20 protein-coding genes and 1 pseudogene are annotated in these 20,502 nt (G+C 61.1%); 11 read left to right on the top strand and 10 right to left on the bottom strand.

Features of this window, described 5'->3' with window-relative positions:
* The 5 genes and pseudogenes from Q0071_RS12760 to Q0071_RS12740 all read right to left on the bottom strand — a co-directional run.
* A pseudogene (locus tag Q0071_RS12760) lies at nucleotides 1-788 on the bottom strand (transposase); the annotation flags it as partial.
* Nucleotides 789-995: 207 nt separating this feature from the next.
* Nucleotides 996-1,388, bottom strand: coding sequence for a PaaI family thioesterase (locus Q0071_RS12755; protein WP_228383948.1), 393 nt, complete (start codon nucleotides 1,386-1,388; stop codon nucleotides 996-998).
* A complete protein-coding gene (locus Q0071_RS12750; protein ID WP_264424930.1) occupies nucleotides 1,385-2,236 on the bottom strand; it encodes an alpha/beta hydrolase in 852 nt (283 codons plus the stop codon). The genes Q0071_RS12755 and Q0071_RS12750 overlap by 4 nt, the downstream gene beginning before the upstream one ends.
* 16 nt (nucleotides 2,237-2,252) lie before the next feature.
* Nucleotides 2,253-2,579: a 2Fe-2S iron-sulfur cluster-binding protein gene (locus tag Q0071_RS12745; RefSeq protein WP_040110207.1), complete on the bottom strand. Its 327-nt coding sequence runs from the start codon at nucleotides 2,577-2,579 to the stop codon at nucleotides 2,253-2,255.
* Between the two features lie 34 nt (nucleotides 2,580-2,613).
* Complete coding sequence (locus Q0071_RS12740; protein WP_066272554.1) at nucleotides 2,614-3,867, bottom strand: cytochrome P450; 1,254 nt, start codon at nucleotides 3,865-3,867, stop codon at nucleotides 2,614-2,616.
* Nucleotides 3,868-4,077: 210 nt separating this feature from the next.
* Between Q0071_RS12740 and Q0071_RS12735 the strand changes: the two genes are divergently transcribed.
* The 9 genes from Q0071_RS12735 to Q0071_RS12695 are packed head-to-tail and all read left to right on the top strand — an operon-like array spanning nucleotide 4,078 to nucleotide 14,015.
* Entirely contained in the window at nucleotides 4,078-4,845 is a 768-nt protein-coding gene (locus Q0071_RS12735) for an FCD domain-containing protein (RefSeq protein WP_052209041.1), read from the top strand.
* Nucleotides 4,846-4,864: 19 nt separating this feature from the next.
* Nucleotides 4,865-6,016, top strand: a complete 1,152-nt coding sequence (locus tag Q0071_RS12730) for a nitronate monooxygenase (protein ID WP_366886474.1) — start codon at nucleotides 4,865-4,867, stop codon at nucleotides 6,014-6,016.
* Nucleotides 6,017-6,031: 15 nt separating this feature from the next.
* On the top strand, nucleotides 6,032-6,829 hold the full coding sequence (locus tag Q0071_RS12725; RefSeq protein WP_231731334.1) for a ubiquinone biosynthesis protein COQ4: 798 nt from the start codon (nucleotides 6,032-6,034) through the stop codon (nucleotides 6,827-6,829).
* Nucleotides 6,826-7,998 (top strand): transporter, encoded by a 1,173-nt coding sequence (locus tag Q0071_RS12720; protein WP_066272562.1) that lies wholly within the window; start codon nucleotides 6,826-6,828, stop codon nucleotides 7,996-7,998. Before Q0071_RS12725 ends, Q0071_RS12720 begins: the two co-directional genes overlap by 4 nt.
* A complete protein-coding gene (locus tag Q0071_RS12715) occupies nucleotides 7,998-8,444 on the top strand; it encodes an OB-fold domain-containing protein (RefSeq protein ID WP_176473672.1) in 447 nt (148 codons plus the stop codon). Before Q0071_RS12720 ends, Q0071_RS12715 begins: the two co-directional genes overlap by 1 nt.
* 14 nt (nucleotides 8,445-8,458) lie before the next feature.
* Entirely contained in the window at nucleotides 8,459-9,682 is a 1,224-nt protein-coding gene (locus tag Q0071_RS12710) for an acyl-CoA dehydrogenase family protein (protein ID WP_040110203.1), read from the top strand.
* Nucleotides 9,682-10,776 carry an acyl-CoA dehydrogenase family protein gene (locus Q0071_RS12705; protein ID WP_040110202.1) on the top strand — a complete coding sequence of 365 codons (1,095 nt, stop codon included), beginning with the start codon at nucleotides 9,682-9,684 and terminating at the stop codon, nucleotides 10,774-10,776. Before Q0071_RS12710 ends, Q0071_RS12705 begins: the two co-directional genes overlap by 1 nt.
* A 21-nt stretch (nucleotides 10,777-10,797) precedes the next feature.
* Complete coding sequence (locus Q0071_RS12700; RefSeq protein WP_040110201.1) at nucleotides 10,798-12,411, top strand: acyl-CoA synthetase; 1,614 nt, start codon at nucleotides 10,798-10,800, stop codon at nucleotides 12,409-12,411.
* Nucleotides 12,408-14,015, top strand: a complete 1,608-nt coding sequence (locus Q0071_RS12695) for an NAD(P)/FAD-dependent oxidoreductase (RefSeq protein ID WP_040110200.1) — start codon at nucleotides 12,408-12,410, stop codon at nucleotides 14,013-14,015. Before Q0071_RS12700 ends, Q0071_RS12695 begins: the two co-directional genes overlap by 4 nt.
* A 3-nt stretch (nucleotides 14,016-14,018) precedes the next feature.
* On the opposite strand, the gene Q0071_RS12690 is transcribed toward Q0071_RS12695, so the two are convergent.
* Nucleotides 14,019-14,240: a hypothetical protein gene (locus tag Q0071_RS12690; protein WP_298169790.1), complete on the bottom strand. Its 222-nt coding sequence runs from the start codon at nucleotides 14,238-14,240 to the stop codon at nucleotides 14,019-14,021.
* On the opposite strand from Q0071_RS12690, the gene Q0071_RS12685 reads away from it, so the two are divergent.
* A complete protein-coding gene (locus Q0071_RS12685) occupies nucleotides 14,217-15,011 on the top strand; it encodes an alpha/beta hydrolase (RefSeq protein ID WP_298169787.1) in 795 nt (264 codons plus the stop codon). The genes Q0071_RS12690 and Q0071_RS12685 overlap by 24 nt on opposite strands.
* A 60-nt stretch (nucleotides 15,012-15,071) precedes the next feature.
* On the opposite strand, the gene Q0071_RS12680 is transcribed toward Q0071_RS12685, so the two are convergent.
* Nucleotides 15,072-15,848 carry an NUDIX hydrolase gene (locus Q0071_RS12680; RefSeq protein WP_040110198.1) on the bottom strand — a complete coding sequence of 259 codons (777 nt, stop codon included), beginning with the start codon at nucleotides 15,846-15,848 and terminating at the stop codon, nucleotides 15,072-15,074.
* A gap of 224 nt (nucleotides 15,849-16,072) precedes the next feature.
* Nucleotides 16,073-16,966 (bottom strand): recombinase family protein, encoded by an 894-nt coding sequence (locus Q0071_RS12670; RefSeq protein WP_040110197.1) that lies wholly within the window; start codon nucleotides 16,964-16,966, stop codon nucleotides 16,073-16,075.
* 237 nt (nucleotides 16,967-17,203) lie between these two features.
* Here Q0071_RS12670 and Q0071_RS12665 point away from each other — a divergent pair, with 237 nt between their 5' ends.
* Complete coding sequence (locus Q0071_RS12665) at nucleotides 17,204-18,151, top strand: MarR family transcriptional regulator (protein ID WP_298169735.1); 948 nt, start codon at nucleotides 17,204-17,206, stop codon at nucleotides 18,149-18,151.
* On the opposite strand, the gene Q0071_RS12660 is transcribed toward Q0071_RS12665, so the two are convergent.
* Together Q0071_RS12660 and Q0071_RS12655 are read right to left on the bottom strand one after the other, a co-directional pair.
* Nucleotides 18,111-19,130 carry a ParB/RepB/Spo0J family partition protein gene (locus Q0071_RS12660; protein ID WP_298169732.1) on the bottom strand — a complete coding sequence of 340 codons (1,020 nt, stop codon included), beginning with the start codon at nucleotides 19,128-19,130 and terminating at the stop codon, nucleotides 18,111-18,113. The genes Q0071_RS12665 and Q0071_RS12660 overlap by 41 nt on opposite strands.
* 48 nt (nucleotides 19,131-19,178) lie before the next feature.
* On the bottom strand, nucleotides 19,179-20,381 hold the full coding sequence (locus tag Q0071_RS12655) for an AAA family ATPase (protein ID WP_039330676.1): 1,203 nt from the start codon (nucleotides 20,379-20,381) through the stop codon (nucleotides 19,179-19,181).
* Nucleotides 20,382-20,502 lie beyond the last annotated feature (121 nt).

The raw sequence follows: 20,502 nt of genomic DNA, 5'->3' as shown, positions 1-20,502 counted from the left end.
TGTGAAAGCGTTCGTGCCATCCATGCTGGCCTCCTGTCACCAGCAGGAAGTCTGAATCACAACGAGCCCGCAAAGGGAATCCCAATCGATTCAGAACGTGTGGAAACCGCTCTAGCTGAAGCGCTGACGTGATGTGGTGGACGACCTCCGTCAGTACGCGGATCTTGCGGCCTGTCGCCAACTGGTCATGGACGAATCCATGCCCCACACACCATTCTCGCGGGAGGCCGCGCAGTGGTCTTCCCTCAGCTTCGCCTTCACCCTTCGCTTGGGCGTCTTGTTACGCAGTTGGAGGCCCAACTCGTTGTAAATCCTGTGCGTTAGCTTCATTTTGATCTCCCAGCCTTCATGGCGAAGAAGAACGTGCACCCGCCGGTAGCCGTAGCGGGCGCGGGTCTCGCAAATCTCACGGATGCGGGCTTCAATGCCGGCCTGCTCGCGGCGGCGGGATTTGCAGTGGTAGGTTGAGGTGTCCATCTCCAGAACCTGGCAAGCCCGGCGGTTCGACACGCCCCAATCACTGCGAACCCCGTTCACCAGCTCGCGTTTACGAGCAGGCCTCACAGTTGTCGGCGAATGACATCCTGCAGCATCTCCTTGTCCAGGGACAGGTCCGCCACGAGCTTGCGCAGCTTCGCATTTTCGTCCTCGAACTGCTTCAGTCGACGCATATCCGGCGGCAGCATGCCGTCATACTTCTTCTTCCAGTTGAAGCAGGTCGCCTGGCTGATCCCGGCCCTGCGGCAGATGTCTGCCACCGGAACGCCATCCGCGCCCTGTTTCAGAATGAACGCCTTCTACGCGTTTGAGAATCTGGATGCCTTCATCATCCTTCGCTCCTCCCAGCCAGGGGAGACTACGGCGAAAAACTCTAACTCAAAATGATCCAGCTTTTCGGGATCAGATCAAAATGCGCTCCATGCTCTCCAGGATGTTAGCCAATATCAGTGATCTCGACCCCGACCGAAGTCGGTTTGAGCGTGCGACAATGCCAACTACATATTGTATGCCCCGCGACCGCTGGCGACCAGTGTTCCGGCTTCATCGTGAATGCGTACGTCGGCCACGCTTAACGATCTTCCGGCCTTGATCAGGCGCCCTTCGGCAAGGAGCGTCTGGCGGCTCGCCGCCCGGTGGTAATCAACCCTCAGATCGGCGGTGGACTTGGACATGCTTCCTGACGCGAGGACAGTGTAGAAACCTGTCAGATCGATCAGCGAGGCAAGAATTCCGCCGTGCATTGACGGCAGCGTCGGGTTGGAGATCATCTCGTCCCGCCACGGCATTTCGATCAGAATGTGTTCGGCATCCGCTTTGACCATTCGCAGGTTCAGCCACCGGTGAAACGGCGCGACCAACAGTGTGCGGTTAAGATCTTCGAGTGTCACGCGATTGTCTCCGGTTCGGCCTGGCTTTCGAGGAATTCGAGAATTGCCCTGCTGAAGACGTCGTTGTCGTCACCGACGACCATGTGTCCCGCGCCGGAGACATCGGTGAACTGCGCGCCGGGCACCGTCGCGACAAATCGTTTCGCAGCCTCAAGGGAGATCAGGTCGCTCGATCCGCCCCGCACCAGGTGGACCGGTAGCGCGAGGGCGCATGCAGCCGCCTGGGCTTGGGCATAGTCCTGTTCGCGGCGCGCGGCCATGTGATTCAGAAAACCAGGATCCCAATGCCAGCGGTAACGCTGGTCAGCGTCGAGGCGGAGATAGCTCTTCAGACCCTCGCTGGCGCCTCGCTTCTCGCGGTTCGGCATATAGTCTGCGATCGCCTCCGCGGCTTCGTCGTATGACGCGAAGCCGCGCTCCACATGGGCGTTCATGAATCCGACAATTCGCGAAACGCCCTCCGGGTCCATTTCCGGCGTAACATCGACCAGCGTCAGCGACGCAAAGCTGCCCGGCCGCACCGCGCCTTCCGCTACAAGTGCGGCCAATCCGCCAAGCGATGCACCGATCACATGCGGCCGCTGATCCAGCCTGTCGCAGACCGCAAGGATGTCCTTGCCGAAATCGGTAAAGCGGTATTGGTCAGGGGCTGCCCAGTCGCTTTCGCCGTGGCCGCGCATGTCGATCGCCACCGAATGATAACCGTGCTGCGCCAATTGCTGCATCGTCTTGCGCCAGGTTCGCCGGGTCTGCCCCCCGCCATGCGCCAGTAAGACTGGCGGTCGACCAAGGCCATCGCCGACAAGGCTTGCGGCGATGGAGATGCCGCCGCTTCCGTCAAACGTCATGTGCATGGCGTATTGCTCAGTGCTGAAGTTCTGGCAGATGCAGCACCAAGCCATCGAGTTCGGGGACCATCGAAATCTGGCAGGCGAGGCGACTAGTCTCGGTCGTCCCCTCAGCGAACTGGATCAGATCGCTCTCCATGCCGCCTTCTTCCGGCGGCCCGACCCGATCCATCCAGGCCAGGTCGACATGGACATGGCACGTGGCGCAGGCACAGACCCCGCCGCAATCGCCGTCGATCCCCGGCACACTGTTGAATAGGGCGGCTTCACGAGCGCTGAGCCCCTCGTCTATTTCAACCGTTCGACGGGTGCCATCGGCGGAAACAAAAGTCACTTTGATCATTTCGATGTTCCGTATTTCAAGCGAAATCAAGGCTTCAGTGCGCGTGGAGCTTCACCGGCAGCCGGGTGATCCCGCGCACCAGATTCGACAGTAGCCGCTCGGGTTCGCCGACAACTTCGACGAAGCTGTAGCGCTTGAGGATTTCCTCCCAGATGATGCGAAGTTGCAATTCGGCCAGACGGTTGCCCATGCAGCGGTGGATACCGAACCCGAACGAGAGATGGTGGCGCGGATTTTGGCGATCGATGATGAACTCTTCGGCCCGGTCGATCACGGTGTCGTCGCGGTTGCCCGAGAGATACCACATCACCACCTTGTCACCTGTTCTGATCTGCTTCCCGCCAATCTTCACGTCCTCAAGCGCGGTGCGGCGCATATGGGTCAGCGGGGTCTGCCAGCGGATGATCTCGGGGATCATGCTTGAAACGAGCGCCGGATTGTTCCGCAATTTCTGATATTCGCCGGGGTTCTGGTTGAGGGCCAGGACCCCGCCGCTGATCGAATTGCGGGTGGTGTCGTTACCGCCCACGATCAACAGCAACAGATTACCGAGAAATTCCAGGAAGGGCATATCGCGGGTGGCCGGGGAATGCGCCATCATCGAGATCAGGTCGTTGCCGCCGGGCTGGTCGATCCGCTGGTCCCACAGGCCCTTGAAATACATCGCGCACTGGATGAGTTCTTCGCGGCGCTGTTCAAACGATTCAACGATGCCAGTCTCTGGGGACGCGGTGGTGACATCCGACCAACGCGTAAGCTTGGCCCTTTCTTCCCAGGGAAAATCGAAGATCGTCGCAAGCGTCATGGTGGTAAGTTCGACCGAGACCAGCTTGACCCAGTCGATCTCTTCTCCAATGGGCAGCGCATCGAGGATGGCGCCTGCACGTTCGCGGATGACCGGCTCGAGCAGCAGCAAATTGGAAGGTGCGACAACAGGACTTACAGCCTTGCGCTGCTGATCGTGCTTGGGCTGATCCATCGCGATGAACATTTCAAGCTCAAGCGCGCTTTCGTCGCTGTGCATGTCCTGGACTGAGATGCCGCCCAGCTTGGCTTCCGACGAAAAGACCTTGTGGTTGGTATCGACCGCCATGATGTCGTTGAACTTGGTCACCGACCAATAGGGTCCGAACCGGCTCTCTGCGCAATAGTGGACCGGGTCTTCGCGGCGAAGCCGGGAAAAATATTCCCCCACCGTGTCATTTTGGAAGAGGTACGGATTGGCGACATTGATCTCGCCAAGCGGAATGGAATCGACGGTTTGGTTATGGACTGCCGAGGTTGCCATGCATCTGCCCTTTCCTGATGCGTCAGCTGCTAGCCAAATGGATCGCACGAGTCAATAAAGATTATCAGCTTTTACGCCTTTCCCTCAAGCATGAACTGCCTAACGTAGGGGTCAAGGCGAGAGCGTCCGGATTTCTGCTGTATTCAAGCCAATGCCCGATGGATGATTTGAGCCTAGACATCGCAATGAATTAATGCTTATACCCTTTTTATGATTTCGAAATCGAACGCCTCACTAAATCCCGGCACGGTTGCCGCAATCAAGGCCAAGCGCGCATTGCAGGTTGCACAGGCAATCGTTCTGGACATCCAGTCGAATGCACGGGAAATCGGTGACAGGCTGCCTCAAGAGGAAGACATGCTCGCGCGCTACGAGGTGGCGCGCGCGACGTTGCGCGAGGCGCTCAGGTTCCTCGAACTCCAGGGCGTTATTCATCTCCAGCTGGGCAGGGGCGGTGGTCCTGTGGTATCGCGACCGCAAACCCGGGATTTCGCCAGTTCGCTCTCGCTGATCCTGCAATTTATGGACACCGATCTGCGCGCGCTGCTCGAATTGCGCGAAGCAATTGCGCCTGACATGGCGGCGCGGGCGGCAGAGCGAGCGACCAATGCCGATCTGGCCGCGCTTTCTGATTGTTATGCCCAGCTTGAACGTGACAGCGAAACTGCTGCTTTCGAGGAAACCAACCGCCGCTTTCACGACCTGCTGGGCTGGGCCAGCGGCAACCCGACCTTTGGATTGCTCACTTCAGCTCTGCATCTGCTGACCCGCGACATGGCGGTGGAGCTTGGCTATTCCGCACAGGAACGGGCCAACCAGTTGCGCTGCCTGGCCCGCATTCTGAGTGCGGTTCGCCTGTGTGATTCCGACGCCGCCCGCCGCCATATGGAGCGGCTCGTCAAGGGTTCTTCCGAATATCTGGCCGAACGAAGCCCCGAACTTGTGGCGCAAAAGGTGCAGTGGGGAGAGGTGGCTTAGATCGGCCAAACGGGTTTGGATGGAGAGGGCAATGGCACTGAACAGTCGAATTTGCAGAATGCTCGGGATCGAACATCCCATCGTCCTGGCCGGGATGGGCGGAGCAAGTGTCCCCGCCCTGGCGGCCGCCGTGTCGAATGCAGGCGGTCTGGGCGTGCTGGGAGCGGCAGCCTGCTCACCCGAACGCCTGCGCAGCTGGATCCGCGAGACGCGCTCGCTCACCGACAAACCTTTTGGCGTCGATACCTTGCTGCCGGCTTCGGTCCGCCGGGGCAAAGCTCCGGAAACCGGTGCAGCCCCCGCAGATCCGATGGCGGTGTTCGGCGAATACCAGCAGTTCGCTCGCGATTTCATGTCCAGCGAAGGACTGGATGAGGTCGATCCCATCGCAGCGATGCGCGCCGCCGCCGGGGCGGAAAGCGAGGGCGGCCCGCCGCTGTTCTCGAAGGAATTCTTCGAGGCGCAGATGGAAGTGGTGATCGAGGAAAAGGTGCCCGTCTATGCGGCGGGATTGGGCAATCCCGGACCGTGGATGGACCGCCTTCACGCCAACGGCACGATCGTCATGGCAGTGGTGGGCAAAGTCAAACATGCATTGCAGGTTGTAGAGTCGGGGATCGACATGATCGTCGCGCAAGGCCACGATGGCGGCGGGCACAATTCGCCGGTCGGGACGATATCGCTGATCCCCCAGGTGGTCGATGCCGTTGGCGATCGGGTTCCGGTGCTCGGCGCTGGCGGCATCACTGACGGTCGCGGCGTGGCAGCGGCCTTCATGTTGGGTGCGGAAGGGGCTTGGGTAGGAACGGCATTCCTGGCAACTGACGAGGCAGGGATCGAGGATTTCCAGAAGCAGGCCATCGCCGAAGGCGGCGATGGCGACACGGTGGTCAGTCGATCGATTACCGGCAAACCGGCCCGGATGATCGCCAACAAGTGGGCCAATGCCTGGATCGAGGCCGGCAAAGAGCCATTACCCATGCCGTACCAATCGATGGTCGCCGGCCCGGTCATGGCAGCGGCGATCCGCGACAAGCGCATGGATGTGCTTCCCGGTTTTGCGGGACAGGGCATCGGGCTGATCAAGTCGGTCCGGCCCGCGGCCGAGGTGATGCGCGATCTGGTCTCCGATGCCGAAAAGGCCTTGGCCGGGGCCAAGCGATTTGGGTGAAGAGGCCGCGGCAACATGGCTAGCGAGGCGAAGATGCAGGGTCTAGAACTGAAGCGCAGAATCCGACCGGTGGAAGCCTTCTCGGCGATGAAGGTCCTGCTCCGCGACAAGGAAGACACAGCTCAGGTTTTCAGGATCGTCGAGGCCTTGGCCGGAAACAGCTATTATCACCATTTCAGGCGATTTGCGGAATCCGAAGGCGGAAGGCGCATCCTGGCCAGCCGCAGCAATCTGCTCGAACACCTGCGCGACCGCGAACGGCTGGCACGCTGCCCGATCGGAAGCCTGGGGCAGCGGTATCTGGCATTTGTCTATGGCGAAGGGCTGAGCGCCGACGGTCTGGTCGAGGCGAGCAAAGTAGGTGGTGTCCGGTCGTTCGTTGACCCCGATGTTGCCCTTTTCCGCAACCGGATGAGAGATTCGCATGATCTCTATCACATTGTCACCGGCTATGGCCGTGACGGACTGGGCGAAATTTGCGTGCTGACCTTTGGCAACGCCCAATTCTACAATCACGGAATTGCCTTCCTGCTTCTACTTGGGCTGTTCAAATCAAGGCGCGAGCACCCCGAATTGCCGGTATTGGGTCCGATGATCGAAGCCTGGCGGCGTGGTCGCTCCGCCAGGAACTTTTCCGAAATCCAGTGGGAAGAATTTCTGGATCGCCCACTCGAAGAGGTTCGCGCAGCGCTACTTCTGGCTCCCGCGCCCCGATACCGCGCGGCTGAGCCCGAGGCCAAGCGGATCGAGGTCGAATTCCAGGTCCGCCGCGAACTGGCATTGCAACGCGAAAGAAACCTGGAACCGGCATGAGCTTTTCCGACAAAGCAGCTATCACCGGCGTCGGCGAAACCGACTTCGTCAAGGGAACCGAGCGCACTGCCGTTGACATGATGCTGGAAGCATCGCGCAAGGCGATTGCCGATGCCGGCCTGAAACCTTCGGACATCGACGGCATGGTGCCGCCGCCGATCTATACCACCAGCGAGGAGCTGGCCGCTAATCTTGGGATTGAGGTGCTGCGCTATGCTGCGACCGTCCATATGGGCGGCGCCAGCCCGACCACAGCGCTGCAGAACGCGGCGATGGCGATTGCCTCCGGGCTGTGCGATCATGTGCTGGTCACGCTCGGGTGGAACGGGTTTTCGGCACTTCGGCCCAAACCCGGGGCTCCGCCGACCCGGCCGATGAACATGAACACCCTGACCAACACCATCCAGGGCTACTACATTCCCTATGGTGTGTTCCTGCCGGTGCAGATGTATGCCTGGCTGGCGATGCGGCATTCGCGGCTCTACGGGGTAGGCCCGGAAGCGACTGCGGCAATCGCTCTGGCCTGCCGCAAGCACGCCCAGCTCAACCCCAAGGCCTTTACCCATGGCAAACCGCTGGACTGGGACACCTATCATTCGGCGCGGTGGATTTCGGAACCGTTCCGGCTTTACGACTGCTGCCTTGAAACCGATGGCGCCTGTGCGGTGGTGGTATCGCGCCTCGATCTTGCGCGCGACATGCCGCACGTTCCGGTAACGATTGCGGGCGCGGCCGAAGGGCACCCGTACCCTGCCGACGATATTCCATCCCGGCCCGACCCGTTCAGAATCGGCCTGTCCTATGCCGCCCCCAAGGCTTTCGAAATGGCCGGAGTATCGCGCAGCGACATGGATTTTCTCCAGGTTTATGACTGTTTCTCCTATGTCGTTCTGCTCCAGCTCGAAGCGATGGGCTATTGCGAACCGGGCGGCGCGCTCGATTTTGTCAAGGACGGTCAGATCGAGCTTGGCGGGAACTATCCGCTCAACACCCATGGCGGCCTGCTCAGCGAAGCCCACGTCTGGGGGCTCAACCACGTAATCGAGGCGGTCCGCCAGTTGCGCCACGATTGCGGCGAACGCCAGGTTGAAGGCGCCCGGACCGGGCTGGTCACCGGGTGGGGCGATCTGGGCGACGGCAGCATCGCCATCCTGCGGAGGTTCGACTGATGAACGAAGATCTCCCCCCCAAGGCCCGCGCTGCAGTCGCAGCCCCGCCCAAGCCGCTGCCGCGACCGCAGGACCCGGTCGAACAGGAGTTCTGGGACCGCTGTCAGGATGGGCACCTCCATTTCCAGAAGTGCCAGAGCTGTGGTTCGTGGCGGCATCTGCCGCGCTACATGTGCGCGCGCTGCGGATCGCCGGACTTCGCCTGGGAGCAGAGCAGCGGCAAGGGCACAGTGTTTTCGTGGACCGTGGTCCATCAAGCGCTACATCCCGCCTTCGCGGCCGACATTCCCTATATCGCCGCCGTGGTCGAACTCGACGAGGGGGTCCGCATGGCCACCCGTCTGGTCGATTGCCCGATTGACGCTGTCCGTCTCGACCTGCCGGTGACACTCGCGTTCGAGACCATCGGAGAAGACTTCCGCTTGCCCGTCTTCCGGCCGGCCTGAAAGGACGCTGTGCAATGGACCTGAGTTACGGCCCCGAGTATGAGATGTTCCGCGAGGAAGTGCGCGGCTTCATCGCCGCCAATCGTCATCTCGCACCAACGAATGCCGGTCGCGCGGCGCGCCCGTCGAAAGAAGGCGTAGCCTGGCAGAAGCTGCTGATTCAGCACGGCTACACCGCGCGCACGATTCCTCGCGAATACGGCGGGTTCGGGGCCGAACCAGACATACTCAAATCCCGGATCATCGCCGAGGAGTTTGCGCGCGCCGGGGTGCCCGGAGGACTTGCCAACCAGGGCATTTCGATGCTGGTGCCGACCTTGCTCGAGCTTGGCACCGAAGAGCAGAAGCGGCGCTGGATCGAACCGACGCTCGCGGGCGATGTGGTGTGGTGCCAGGGCTATTCCGAACCCGGATCGGGATCGGACCTCGCCAGTCTCAAGACCAGCGCACGGGTCGAAGGCGACGAATTCGTCATCAACGGCCAGAAGATCTGGACCAGCACCGCCAAGGAAGCGGACATGATCTTCTGCCTGGTACGGACCGAAGGGGACGCCGCCAAGCATCAGGGGATCAGCTATCTGATCTTCCCGATGACCACGCCGGGGATCGAAGTCCGCCCGCTCAGGACCATGACCGGCCATGCGGAATTCAACGAAACTTTCTTCACCGACGTGCGCGTGCCAGTCGATCAGATTGTGGGGCAACGCGGGCAAGGCTGGTTCGTCGCCAACGCCACGTTGGGACACGAGCGCGGGATGCTGGGCGATCCCGACGCGCTCGAAAACCGCCTTTTGGCCCTGATCGCGCTGATGAAGGTGGAACAGGTTGACGGTGTCCGGGCGATCGACCTTCCGGCCTTCCGGGATCGGCTCGTTGCTCTCCAGGCGGAAGTCGCGGCGATGAAATACAACGGAATGCGGATCCTCTCGAACCAGATCAAGGGCGAACCGGGCGGCCTGGCCAAGCTGATCGTCAAGCTCCAGGCCTGCGAGCTGGCCCACCAGATTTCCGCTTTGGCGATCGACGCTATGGGCGAATTGGGAATCCTCTACAACGGAAGCGTCCACGAGCGCGAGCACGGCAGCTGGCAATGGAACTACATGTTCCAGCTCGGCCTGATCATCGGCGGGGGGACCGCCCAGATCCAGAAGAACATCATTTCGGAGCGAGGCCTCAACATGCCGCGCGAGCCGCGCCTGGACCTGCCCAAAGGCCCGTCGGCACAGGGAGGGCAGTGATGGACTTCGGACTTTCGCAAGAACAGCAGATGCTGGCGGAAAGCGTGACGCGCCTGTTGCGCGAGCTCTGCCCGCTGGATGAGGTCCGGCACGTCGCCGAAGGCGCAAGCGCAGTCAGCGCGCAAACCCAGGCTGCGCTCGCCGAGATGGGATTGCCCGGGCTGGTTGTGCCAGAGGCTCATGGTGGCCTGGGCATGGGGATGCTCGATGCAGCGGTCGTCGCCGCGGCGCTGGGGGAGGCGGTAGCCCCAGTGCCTTTTGCCGGTCGCAACGTGATGGCGCCGCTCGCCTTTATCGAGGCCGGTACGGAGGCGCAGAAGGCGCAATGGCTGCCTAAGATGGCGTCCGGTGAAGCGCGTTTCGGCGTTGGCGTGCAACAGCTGGTCAGCAACCGTGATGGTTCAGGCCTGCTCTGCACTGATGGAAAGTTGACCGGCGCGGCGCTGTTCGTGCTCGATTGCGAAGGCGCCGATTACTTCCTGGTCGCCGATCAAACCGGGCGGCTGCACATCGTATCGGTGCAGGCAGACGGGTTGCAGCTGATTGACCTCAAGACGATCGACGCGACGCGCTCGGTCGGCGAACTGCGGCTTGCTTCGACCCCGGCGGAAGCTCTGTCCGACGATGGCGGCGCAGCGGCGCGGCGGGTGATTGCGGCGGGGCGGATCTTGCTCGCGGCGGACAGCTTGGGCGCCGCGGATGCGATGATCGCCCAGGCGGTTGCCTATGCCGGGCAGCGCGAACAGTTCGGCCGGGTGATCGGCAGCTTCCAGGCGGTCAAGCACATGTGCGCCGAAATGACCGCGAAGAACGAACCATGCAGGTCGCTGGTGTGGTATGCAGCCCACGCCTTCGATGCGGCGCCGGAAGAGGCGGCCCTGATGGCGTGCCATGCCAAGTCCCACACCGGCGAAGTGGGCCTCTTTGTCGCTCGCACCGCGACCGAGGTGCATGGCGGCATGGGCTTCACCGACCTGTTGGGGCTGCATTACTGGTTCAAGCGGATCGGCTTTGACCGGCAGGTTCTGGGTGGGCCCGAAGCAGTCCGGGAAGAGGCGGCGATATTGCAAGGCTGGACCGCAAGAGCGGCCTGACAGAGCGAGAGGACAGTTCGAATGGCGCAGTGGAATCTTGGTGACATTCTTGATGCGATCGAGCCTGCGCTTCCCGCAGACACCCCGGCTCTGATCCACGGCGCGCGCGTCATCACCTGGGCCGAAATGGGTGCGCGGTCGAACAATATCGCCCGGTCGCTCGCGGCCCATGGCCTCTCGCCGGGAGCCAAGGTGGCGTTCTACATGCGCAACCGCCCCGAATACGGCGAACTGATGGCGGCCTGCTTCAAAGGCCGGTTCACCCATGTGAACATCAACTATCGCTACCGCCCCGAGGAGGTGTTCTACATCTTCGACGATTCCGACAGCGAGGCCATTTTCTACAGCGCCGAATTCCGCGATTGCATCGTCGAACTGAAGGATCGGTTGGCAAAGGCCAAGATCTTCGTCGAAATCGGCGATGCGGCGGCCAAGGCACCGTTTGCGCTTGCCTACGAGGACCTGGCAGCAGCGGGGGATGGCTCGCCATTAGGGATCGAACGGTCACCGCACGACGAGTTGTTCATCTATACTGGCGGGACCACCGGCATGCCCAAAGGCGTAGTCTGGCGCCACACCGACATGCGCGAAGCGCAGCTCGATGCGCAGCGCCTGCTCGCGCCGGTGCCCGACAGCCTTGACGAGGCGGTCGCGATGATCCGCACCGACGGACCCGGGCGGATGACCTTGCCGGCCTGCCCGCTGATGCACGGAACCGGGTTCATCACCGCGATCGGCACCCTGGCTTCGGGCGGATGCCTTGTCACGCTGGACAACCCATCGCTCGACGCGGTCGAGCTGTGGGATGCGGTCGAGCGGAACAAGGTGCAATCGATCGCGATTGTTGGCGATGCCTTCGCCAAGCCGATGCTCAAGGTGCTCGACGAAAACCCCGGCCGGTTCGACATGTCCAGCCTGATCACCATCGTTTCATCGGGCGTGATGTGGAGCAAGGAAGTCAAGCAGGGGCTGATCGGGCACATTCCGCAGGTGGCCTTGATGGACAGCTTCGGGGCTTCCGAAGGGCTGGGTTTCGGCCGCTCGGTGACCACGGCTGCGGGGACTACGGAAACCGCCAAGTTCACCATCGGCAGCATGTGCGACGTGTTCGACGAGAACGACCAGCTGGTGCTTCCGGGCAGCGGCACACCGGGGTTCATCGCGCTCAAGGGACCGATCCCGCTCGAATATTACAAGGATCCTGAAAAATCGGCGCGAACTTTCAAGACCATCGGCGGTGTCCGCTATTCGATTCCCGGAGACTGGTGCACGGTCGAGCCCGATGGCAGCCTGACCCTGCTCGGCCGGGGCAGCGTCTGCATCAACACCGCGGGCGAAAAGGTCTATCCCGAAGAGGTCGAGGAAGCGCTCAAGACCCATCCGGCGATCGAGGATGCGCTTGTCGTGGGGGTGCCCGATGACAAGTGGGGCCAGGCGGTGACTGCGGTGGTTCACCTCGCAGCGGGCGAAACGCTCAATGAAACGGAGGTGAAGAAACACGTCCGCAGCAAGCTGGCGGGCTACAAGACCCCCAAGGCCGTTTTCGCAACCGCGATGGCGCTGCGCGCGCCCAATGGCAAGGCGGACTACAAGGGTGCTGCGCAAATCGCTGCCAAGCTGAGCGACGCGCGATGAGCACACCTGAACCTGACTGCGATGCGCTGATAATCGGCGCGGGCTTCAGCGGCATCTATCTGCTCCATCGGCTGCGTGAGGCGGGGTTTCGCGCAAAGCTGATCGACGCCGCCGCGGAGCCAGGCGGGATCTGGTACTGGAACTGTTATCCCGGTGCCCGGGTCGATTCGCACGTTCCGATCTACGAATTCTCGCTGCCCGAGCTGTGGCAGGACTGGACCTGGAGCGAACGGTTCCCCGGCGGCGGTGAGTTGCGACGATATTTCCGCTATGTTTGCGACAAGCTGGAGCTCTGGGCCGACATGGCCATGGGGACGCGGGTGTCCGGTGCCCGCTTCGATGGCGACAACAATGTCTGGCGTGTCGATACGCCGCAAGGCGAGCAGATCAGCGCGCGGTTCTTGCTACCGTGCGCTGGCTTCGCCGCCAAATCCTATACTCCTGACATTGTCGGCCTTGAGTCTTTTGCAGGCGAACGGCACCATACCGCGCACTGGCCGCAGGGCGGACTTTCGTTCGCCGGAAAGCGGGTGGCAATTATCGGAACCGGGGCAAGCGGTGTCCAGGTGGCGCAGGAAGCCGCGCGCGACGCCGCGCAGCTGACCTTGTTCCAGCGCACCCCGATCCTGGCTCTGCCGATGCAGCAGCAGCCACTGAGCCTTGAGCAGCAAGCGCAGGAAAAGGCTGCCTATCGCGCGATCTTTGCCAAACGGCAGACCTCGAACGGCGGCTTCGACGCCGATCGAATGGAAATCAGCGCGCTCGACGTCGATGCAGTCGAACGTACCGCAACTTTCGAACGTCTATGGCGAGCCGGCGGCCTGCGGTTCTGGTACAACAATTTCTCCGACCTGCTGACCGATGAACGGGCCAACCGCTTCGCCTACGATTTCTGGCGCGACAGGGTCCGCGCGCGGATTGCCGATCCCTCGCTTCACGAGGCATTGGCGCCGATGGAACCGCCGCATCCCTTCGGTACGAAACGTCCATCGCTCGAACAGAACTACTACGAGATATTCGCGCAGGGCAATGTGTCGCTGGTCGATCTCAAGCACGATCCGATCGTGCGCGTGGTCACCTCAGGAATCGAGACCGCGAGCGCCCTGATCGAATGCGACATTATTGTGTTCGCTACAGGCTTCGATGCCGGTAGCGGCGGACTGATCGACATGAAGCTTCGCGGCACCGAAGGCTTTGACCTGGGCGAGGCGTGGAAGGACGGGGTGCGCGCCTATCTAGGCTATTCGGTTACCGGCTTCCCCAACATGCTTTTTCACTACGGCCCGCTGAGCCCGTCCGGATTTTCGAACGGTCCGACTGCTGCCGAGCTGCAGGGTGACTGGACAACGGATTTCCTCCTTCACCTGAGGAACGAGGGGTTCACGCGGTTTGAGCCCGACCCGGCGGCGGAATGCGAATGGACCGAAATGGTCGAACAGATCGGCGCGATGACGCTCTTTCCCAAAGCCAGGTCCTGGTACATGGGTGACAATATCCCGGGCAAGAAGCGCCAGCTCATCAACTTCCCGAGTGTGTCAACCTATGCCCAGATCTGCGCGGACGTCACCGCGAATGGCTATCGGGGCTTCACGCTGGGGTCGTGAATTTTATCGGAGATTACCTTGTCGAGTGACATAACGAACGGCCTTGGCGATATCGATCCAGAGTGGGCGCCGAACCCTGAAGAATTGCCCCGATGGTTTGTCGATGCCCTTGCCGTTCCCCGCGATGAAGGCTTCGTCGAGGTCGATGGCACCAGGATCCACTATTTCCGGTGGGGCCGCCGCGGAGCGCCACCGGTGTTGATGACCCATGGCTTCCTCGCCCACGCCCGCTGTTTCGCATTCATCGCGCCATTCCTCGCAAAGGATTACGACGTTGTGGCCTACGACCTGTCTGCGATGGGCGACAGCGCGGTGCGCGAAAATTGCGACTTAGCGGCGAGAGGCCGCGAAATGATCGGGGTGGCGCGGGCGCTGGGTCTGTTCGACGGCGCCCCGAAACCAGCGATCGTCGCGCACAGCTTCGGTGCCAGCGTCGCGCTGGAAGCGCTCGAACAATTGCCCGGAGGCTTTGCCGGTGCAGCCATTTGCGACATGATGACCCTGCGCCCCGCCATGCTTGAAGCATTCTGGGCGGGCGGCCACACCAGCCCGGGTTCAGGCAATCCCGACAAGCCGCTCCGCATCTACCCGGACTTTGCGACTGCGCGCGGCCGTTACAAGCTATCGCCGCCGCAGCAAGTCGGGGAACCGTTCCTGTTCGACTATATGGCCTATCATTCGTTGCGAAGGGTCGAAGGCGGTTGGAGTTGGAAGTTCTCACCCGCAGTTTTCAAGCGCGACAATGCGCGCACCGATTGGCTTACAATCGGCACGAAACTTGTGGCGGCGCCAGGCCGCAAGGCGATCATCCATGGCGAGGAAAGCTTGCTGTTCACACGTGACTCGAGGGATTTCGTGCACGATCTTGGCGGAAAAGACATCCAGATAATCGCTGTTCCGGGAGCACGCCATCACCTGATGCTCGATCAGCCGCTGGCTTTTGTGACCGCCGTGCGCGCTTTGCTGGCTCAATGGCATGAGGCCGCTTCGGACTGAGGTGAGGAGGCTTCGGAATCACCCAAGTTCCAAGACTGTTGATCATGCGATGGTCAGGCCTCAACCGACAATTTCAACAACGGGACCATAACCAGCATTGTCGGGTATGACGAGGACGCGCTGGCCGTTCCGTTCTTCAAGCCGGGGAAGCACGGTAACGAGTGGCCGCTCTTCGGCGCGACGCAGACAGTCCGACGCATCGCTTGCTTCGGAAAGCAACTGCACATTCATCCGGGTCGGGAAAATGACCGTTCGTTCGCCGCTTCCGGCTAGGCGCAAAACATCCCTTGGAGCTATCCATTCGGCATCGACGGTTTCATGACCGTCGCAAGCGGCGACTTGATTGGCGGGGGCATGGACGACGTAGAAAAAGGTGTCGAAGCGCTTTGGCATGATTGGCGGCGTGATCCAGCGCGCAAATACCCTCAATGCATCAAGCCGCAATTGTACACCAAGGTCGCGCACAACGTCGAGGAAGGCCAGATCTCCCCGATCTACGGCGCTGCGCACCGCTGGTTCACAGCTGTGCTCGAAAAGCCTGCCGTCACGGTGGTGGGCAAGGAGAATTCCCGCCTCTTCGAATACTTCGCGAATCGCGGCGATCCGAAGTTTCCGCTGCACCTCGTCGAATTGGGGCCACCCAGTACAGTGTTCGGCCCAGGCAGGATCTGCATCCCGGTCGTGCAGTTTGCCGCCAGGAAAGACGAGCGCGCCTGAGGCAAAATCTATCTGCTGGTGCCGCTTGACCATCAGCACCTGAAACTCAGGCTCATCGCGTAGAAGCAGAATGGTGGCTGCCAGTTTGGGCTCGAGTGCTGACTCTTCGTGGTGCATCATGCTCTTCCTTCTACTGTCGTGCCGACCGATCGGGAGCAGGCCAAAAAGCCCGGCCGGCCGCCGAGCTCGAACCGAATCCCCTGATGGCGTCGAGCAAGTCAGCTTTCCCGGGCCCAATCGGAATTTCCACTCCGCTATAGAGGCGCAGAATGATCTTGAATTGCTTGGGCGAGGACATGGTCAGGATCCTACTTCGGCTTCTCCAGGAAAGGCAACCCGGGCAACTATTCGGCGGCGATCAATCGCAGCGCCATCGCTTGTGAAATCACCCTTCGGACTCCCTCAGGGGACCAGGACAGCCCGCCGCGCGGCGTCGGCTCGCGTAGGTCGCGCGACAGCCAGGACGCAATATCGCGGAGCGAACTACCTGGGTGAGTCTTGAGCCGATCAGCCACGAGGCGGGCTGCTCTGGTATCTGCGGGCGGCCGAGGTGCGACTTTAAGGATCGCTGGCTCGGCATAGCCTTCCCGAACCAAGGTCCGGCATGCCTTAACAAGTGTGCGTTCACTGAACGACCGCACTGGCGGCGGCAATGCTTGAATCTGCCTTAGCACCAAACCCCAGGGAAGGTGTGGTCGCAACCGCTCCACCGTGGGAAGCCAGCGATGTCGGCCATCGAGCAACTCATTGAGGTGGCGCTCCTTATGGCTGGCGCGGATTTCGGCGATCGCTCCAGGATCGCGGCTCCGCATCTTGGGATTTCCTGGACGCGCGCCGCGAGCGACGGCGGCCTTGATGCCCGCGCGCGTACGCTCTCGGATCAAGGCGCGTTCAAACTCCGCGAAGGCTCCCAGCATCTGGGTCATCAGCATGCCTTGTGCGCTGGAAGTATCGATCGGATCGTTGATCGACCGGAAGTAGGCGCCCTTGGCGCGCAACGTTTCGACAATCTCGAGCAGATGCGACAGCGAGCGCGCCAGGCGATCAATCCGTACCACCAGCAAGGTGTCGTCCTTCCCTACCCGGTCCAGTGCTCTTGCAAGGTTCGGGCGCTCCCTATTCGCGCCGCTCGCCTTATCCTCGAAGATCATCGAGCACCCTTGCGCACGCAGCGCATCCTGCTGGGCAGCAGTGTCCTGTTCATCGGTCGAAACCCGGGCGTAGCCGATCAGAGTCATTTGTCACATATTATAGAATGGAGGCATTTGAACGGTTGCCCCCATTAGATATACCTCTCAACCAGTTGTGGCCAGTGGCATTATTCCGGGAGAATCCTGACGTTTGAGCCCTGCCCTGGTTCATTTCTCCTGCTCAAGACACCTCGAATGTGATGTCCGTGAAGGGCATTCATCGGACAGTAAATCAACCGTACAAGCTGGGTATACTTTTTTGCTCATTGATATACTTTCTGGCTGATGGCGCTTTCCCCTTCCCCCTGGCAACTGACCCTTGCACGGATAGAAGGCGCCCTCCCCTTCATCTCGCCGGAGCTTTCCGAGTGCCTAGCGATGGCCTCATTGCGGCGCCTTTGGCGCGTACATGTTCGCGACTATCCCTTTGATAATCTGGGAATCGCGCACAACCCAGGCGTGGGCGCGAGCGAACTGGTCCGATCATGGTATGCGGAGGAGCGGCGGCAATTTCTGTCATGGATCGGCCGACGTGCGCCCCCTGCCCTCGCCAAAGCCGCGAAGCTAGTGCTGGCAGCCAAGAGCCAGGCCGAAGGCTTCACCGAGGCCTACACCCCCGCAGACAATGCGCTCGCGCGGCTCGACGCCCTACTCCCTAGCAGGGATCCTCAGGGCACCCTGCTCGAGTGGCTTGAGGAACTGCGAACCGAGGAATTCGACTTTTTCGAAGGCGGCAGCGAAATGGTCCAGGTCGGCGGGTTCGCAATCACGCGTTCGGCGCCGCGTGGCGCGGCCTGGGCTGCCTCATTGGCTGCGGCCATCAGGCCCCACCTTTTTGGATTGGGCTCAGCCCCGCTGGCGCTTGCAGGCATCATGCCGCGGGCTCTGTTCCGCGAATTCCACGAAGAACCCCTGCCCGCCCTTCTCCGTTCAGCGCTTCAGACGGCCACTGACAATGCCGCGGCCGATTTGCGGGTGATGCGAGAGGCTGTCACTTTGGCCGACAAGCAGCTGGCCGGTCGGCTGTATGCCTCCTCAACTGCTCCGCAGGTGTGGCGCATGATCGTCAGCCTTGGTCCCCTTACCAGAGCGGAGCTTGCCAGATGCCTAGGCGTGACAAAGCGAACCGCTTCGCAATCGGTGTCCTCATTGCAGGAGGCAGGCATGGTGCGCTTGCGCGAGACCGATAGTGCTATTGTACCGGCCAATGCTGATCTAGTACCGCGCGAATAGCCTCTTCGGCTTCCTGCCGCGTCGCACCACCCTTGTTCAGCAAGGTAATGCGGACACCCTTGCGATCAGCACCCTCAATCCGAAGTACAGGCTGGCCAACCGCATTCGCGACGGTCTCGGCCTTTCCTGACTTCTTGGGGGTTCCTGACTTCTTGGGGGGATCAGCCGCGAGTGAAAGCGCCTTGATCACCTCGAGGACAGATGGCGAATGGTTCGTCCGTTCCCGTTCTGCGGCAAGCCGCGCTGCCTCCCGGAAGGCCCTCTCCTTCCGATCCTCTGGCTTCATGAGCGCCTTGAGTGCGATCGCATTGCGAATTCCGAGCTCCTGCGGATTAGCAAAGGCTCTGGTCAACTCCTCGGGCAGGCGGGCCAGATCGAGATAGCGTGTGAGCCAGCTTTCGGACACTTTGAGCCGTTCGGCCATCGTCTTCTGACGACCCTCGTAGTAGGCCGACAATGCCCGGAGATAGTCCTTCGCGCGCTCGAAATCGGTTAGGTCGTCCCGTGCGCGGTTCTCGAGATCTGCGAGCCTGAAAGCCTCCTCATCGCCAATCTCGCGCACGTCGACGAGGAACTTGAAGTCTGGGTAGTTGTGCGTCCGCAGCCAGCTGACCGACCAGTGTCGCCTCGCCCCGCAGATGACCTCGAAATCATAGCCATCTTCGCCCGACAGGCGACGGACAATAGCCGGGATCTCTTGCCGCCCTTGGGCCTTGATGCTCTCGATCAAGTCTGCGCAGCGTTCCTCATTGAGGAGCGCGTAGTCGCGATTGTGGCCAGCCCACATCCGGCACCTTGCTGGATCAACGAGCTCATGCGTGCGCGAGACAATCGCACCGGAAGCGAGATCGGCCAAACGGTTTGATCGCCCGGTAAGCACATTCGACGCGATGCTCGATCGACGCGGCGCGGCGGAATCCTCGGTCAGATCGATCCCGGCTGCCAAGTCGGCGGCAAAACCGATGTTCTTCCTACTCATGCAAGCCTCCCATTAGCAGAATTGCACGCGTGCAATTTTCCCAGCGGCTCATACCAAGGCCTCCTGCCGGAGGCGCTTTTGATGGCTTGGCCACATCGATCGAATGTCGACTTCGATTTCTGAGTTCACGCCATCAAGATAATTAAGGCAGCGATTGCGTACCGCCGAGCTCGTAGCAGGCCCGTCGAGTTCATAGACTGTCATTAGCCGCGCAGTCGCATTATCGATCTCGGCAGAGTCCTTGAGCGGCGTTCGAACCATGGCGTGGCCAAACAGCGTCCGCATCAACTGCAGAAGCTCCTTCTGCATCGACTTGTTCTCATCGACCTTTGAGGCAACGAAGCGCAGAAACGTCAGTTCTGGGGCAAGACCCCGGTCGGCCAGCTGCTCAATCGTCTCATCAAGCATTGAGAGGAATGCCGCGGTCGACGAGAAGTCCATCACGGTCGGAGGAACGGGAACCACCAACGCATTCGCAGCTCGCAACACGGACAAAGAGATAGCTCCGAGGGCGGGCGGTGGGTCCATGACGATGACATCGAACCGATCCGAGATGCTCTCAATCCCTTCCTTGAGGCGGTCAAGTAAGGCTCCGTTCCCCTGCGCCATTCTGGCGGCCAGTTCGTACTCGGAATTGAACAGGCGAAGATTGGCAGGGATCAGCTCAAGGCCGTCGAAATGGGTCTTGCGGAGGGCGTAGTCGAGCGATGACCGCTCACCCTCACGAAGGAATGGGTAGAGCGTATCGTCCTCTGTCAGATCGAGATCTGGCACATAGCCAAACAGCGTCGTCGCAGAGGCCTGGCTGTCGCAGTCGATCAATGCAACACGATAGCCCTTGATCGCGAGATACTGCGCTAGATGAACAGACAGCGTCGATTTGCCGACGCCGCCTTTGAAATTCTGAACCGCAACCACGCAACACGGATCGGTCGGAGCACGATACGGCCTGGTGCCGAACACGCCGCGCATGTCGTTAAGCTGGGCAAGAGTGTACCTCTCGCGTCGATTGCTATCGGTCCTCGCCGGCTCGGGCAGGCGCCCGTCCTTCTCCGCATCACGGATAGCTGCCGGTGTTCGCCCGACGAGCTCGGCCGCCTTCCCGATCGTAAAGGTAGGCTCGCGGCGCGCATCTGCCCGAGCGCTTCGTGCGGAGTCGCGCAGCTTTTCGAGCACCGACGATGTTCGACTGGCGAGCGTTGCAACCGAGACTAAACGCTCGGCTTCTTCGATCTGAAGTCCGTTAGACACATGCCGTCCTTTCGCAATTGAGGGTGTGCTACACCCACTTGCGCTTTTCGGTCAAGAAATTCGGAAATTTCGAAAGTTGAACTGCCTTGTCAGCCTCGATTTGGGGAGGCGGCGCCCCATC

The organism is Novosphingobium sp., from assembly GCF_027486195.1.
GTDB lineage: Bacteria > Pseudomonadota > Alphaproteobacteria > Sphingomonadales > Sphingomonadaceae > Novosphingobium.
Note: the sequence above shows the minus strand (reverse complement) of the source record. Positions and strands in the feature narration are given on the sequence as shown.

Bases quoted from the DNA above. Each gene is read 5' to 3' on its own strand.
- Q0071_RS12710 (WP_040110203.1), top strand. From the start codon at position 8,459: ATGGACCTGAGTTACGGCCCCGAGTATGAGATGTTCCGCGAGGAAGTG.
- Q0071_RS12740 (WP_066272554.1), bottom strand. From the start codon at position 3,867: ATGGCAACCTCGGCAGTCCATAACCAAACCGTCGATTCCATTCCGCTT.
- Q0071_RS12665 (WP_298169735.1), top strand. From the start codon at position 17,204: ATGGCGCTTTCCCCTTCCCCCTGGCAACTGACCCTTGCACGGATAGAA.
- Q0071_RS12750 (WP_264424930.1), bottom strand. From the start codon at position 2,236: ATGACGTTTGACGGAAGCGGCGGCATCTCCATCGCCGCAAGCCTTGTC.
- Q0071_RS12660 (WP_298169732.1), bottom strand. From the start codon at position 19,130: ATGAGTAGGAAGAACATCGGTTTTGCCGCCGACTTGGCAGCCGGGATC.
- Q0071_RS12685 (WP_298169787.1), top strand. From the start codon at position 14,217: ATGACCCATGGCTTCCTCGCCCACGCCCGCTGTTTCGCATTCATCGCG.
- Q0071_RS12670 (WP_040110197.1), bottom strand. From the start codon at position 16,966: ATGACTCTGATCGGCTACGCCCGGGTTTCGACCGATGAACAGGACACT.
- Q0071_RS12695 (WP_040110200.1), top strand. From the start codon at position 12,408: ATGAGCACACCTGAACCTGACTGCGATGCGCTGATAATCGGCGCGGGC.
- Q0071_RS12700 (WP_040110201.1), top strand. From the start codon at position 10,798: ATGGCGCAGTGGAATCTTGGTGACATTCTTGATGCGATCGAGCCTGCG.
- Q0071_RS12715 (WP_176473672.1), top strand. From the start codon at position 7,998: ATGAACGAAGATCTCCCCCCCAAGGCCCGCGCTGCAGTCGCAGCCCCG.
- Q0071_RS12735 (WP_052209041.1), top strand. From the start codon at position 4,078: ATGATTTCGAAATCGAACGCCTCACTAAATCCCGGCACGGTTGCCGCA.
- Q0071_RS12705 (WP_040110202.1), top strand. From the start codon at position 9,682: ATGGACTTCGGACTTTCGCAAGAACAGCAGATGCTGGCGGAAAGCGTG.
- Q0071_RS12720 (WP_066272562.1), top strand. From the start codon at position 6,826: ATGAGCTTTTCCGACAAAGCAGCTATCACCGGCGTCGGCGAAACCGAC.
- Q0071_RS12680 (WP_040110198.1), bottom strand. From the start codon at position 15,848: ATGATGCACCACGAAGAGTCAGCACTCGAGCCCAAACTGGCAGCCACC.
- Q0071_RS12725 (WP_231731334.1), top strand. From the start codon at position 6,032: ATGGCTAGCGAGGCGAAGATGCAGGGTCTAGAACTGAAGCGCAGAATC.
- Q0071_RS12730 (WP_366886474.1), top strand. From the start codon at position 4,865: ATGGAGAGGGCAATGGCACTGAACAGTCGAATTTGCAGAATGCTCGGG.
- Q0071_RS12745 (WP_040110207.1), bottom strand. From the start codon at position 2,579: ATGATCAAAGTGACTTTTGTTTCCGCCGATGGCACCCGTCGAACGGTT.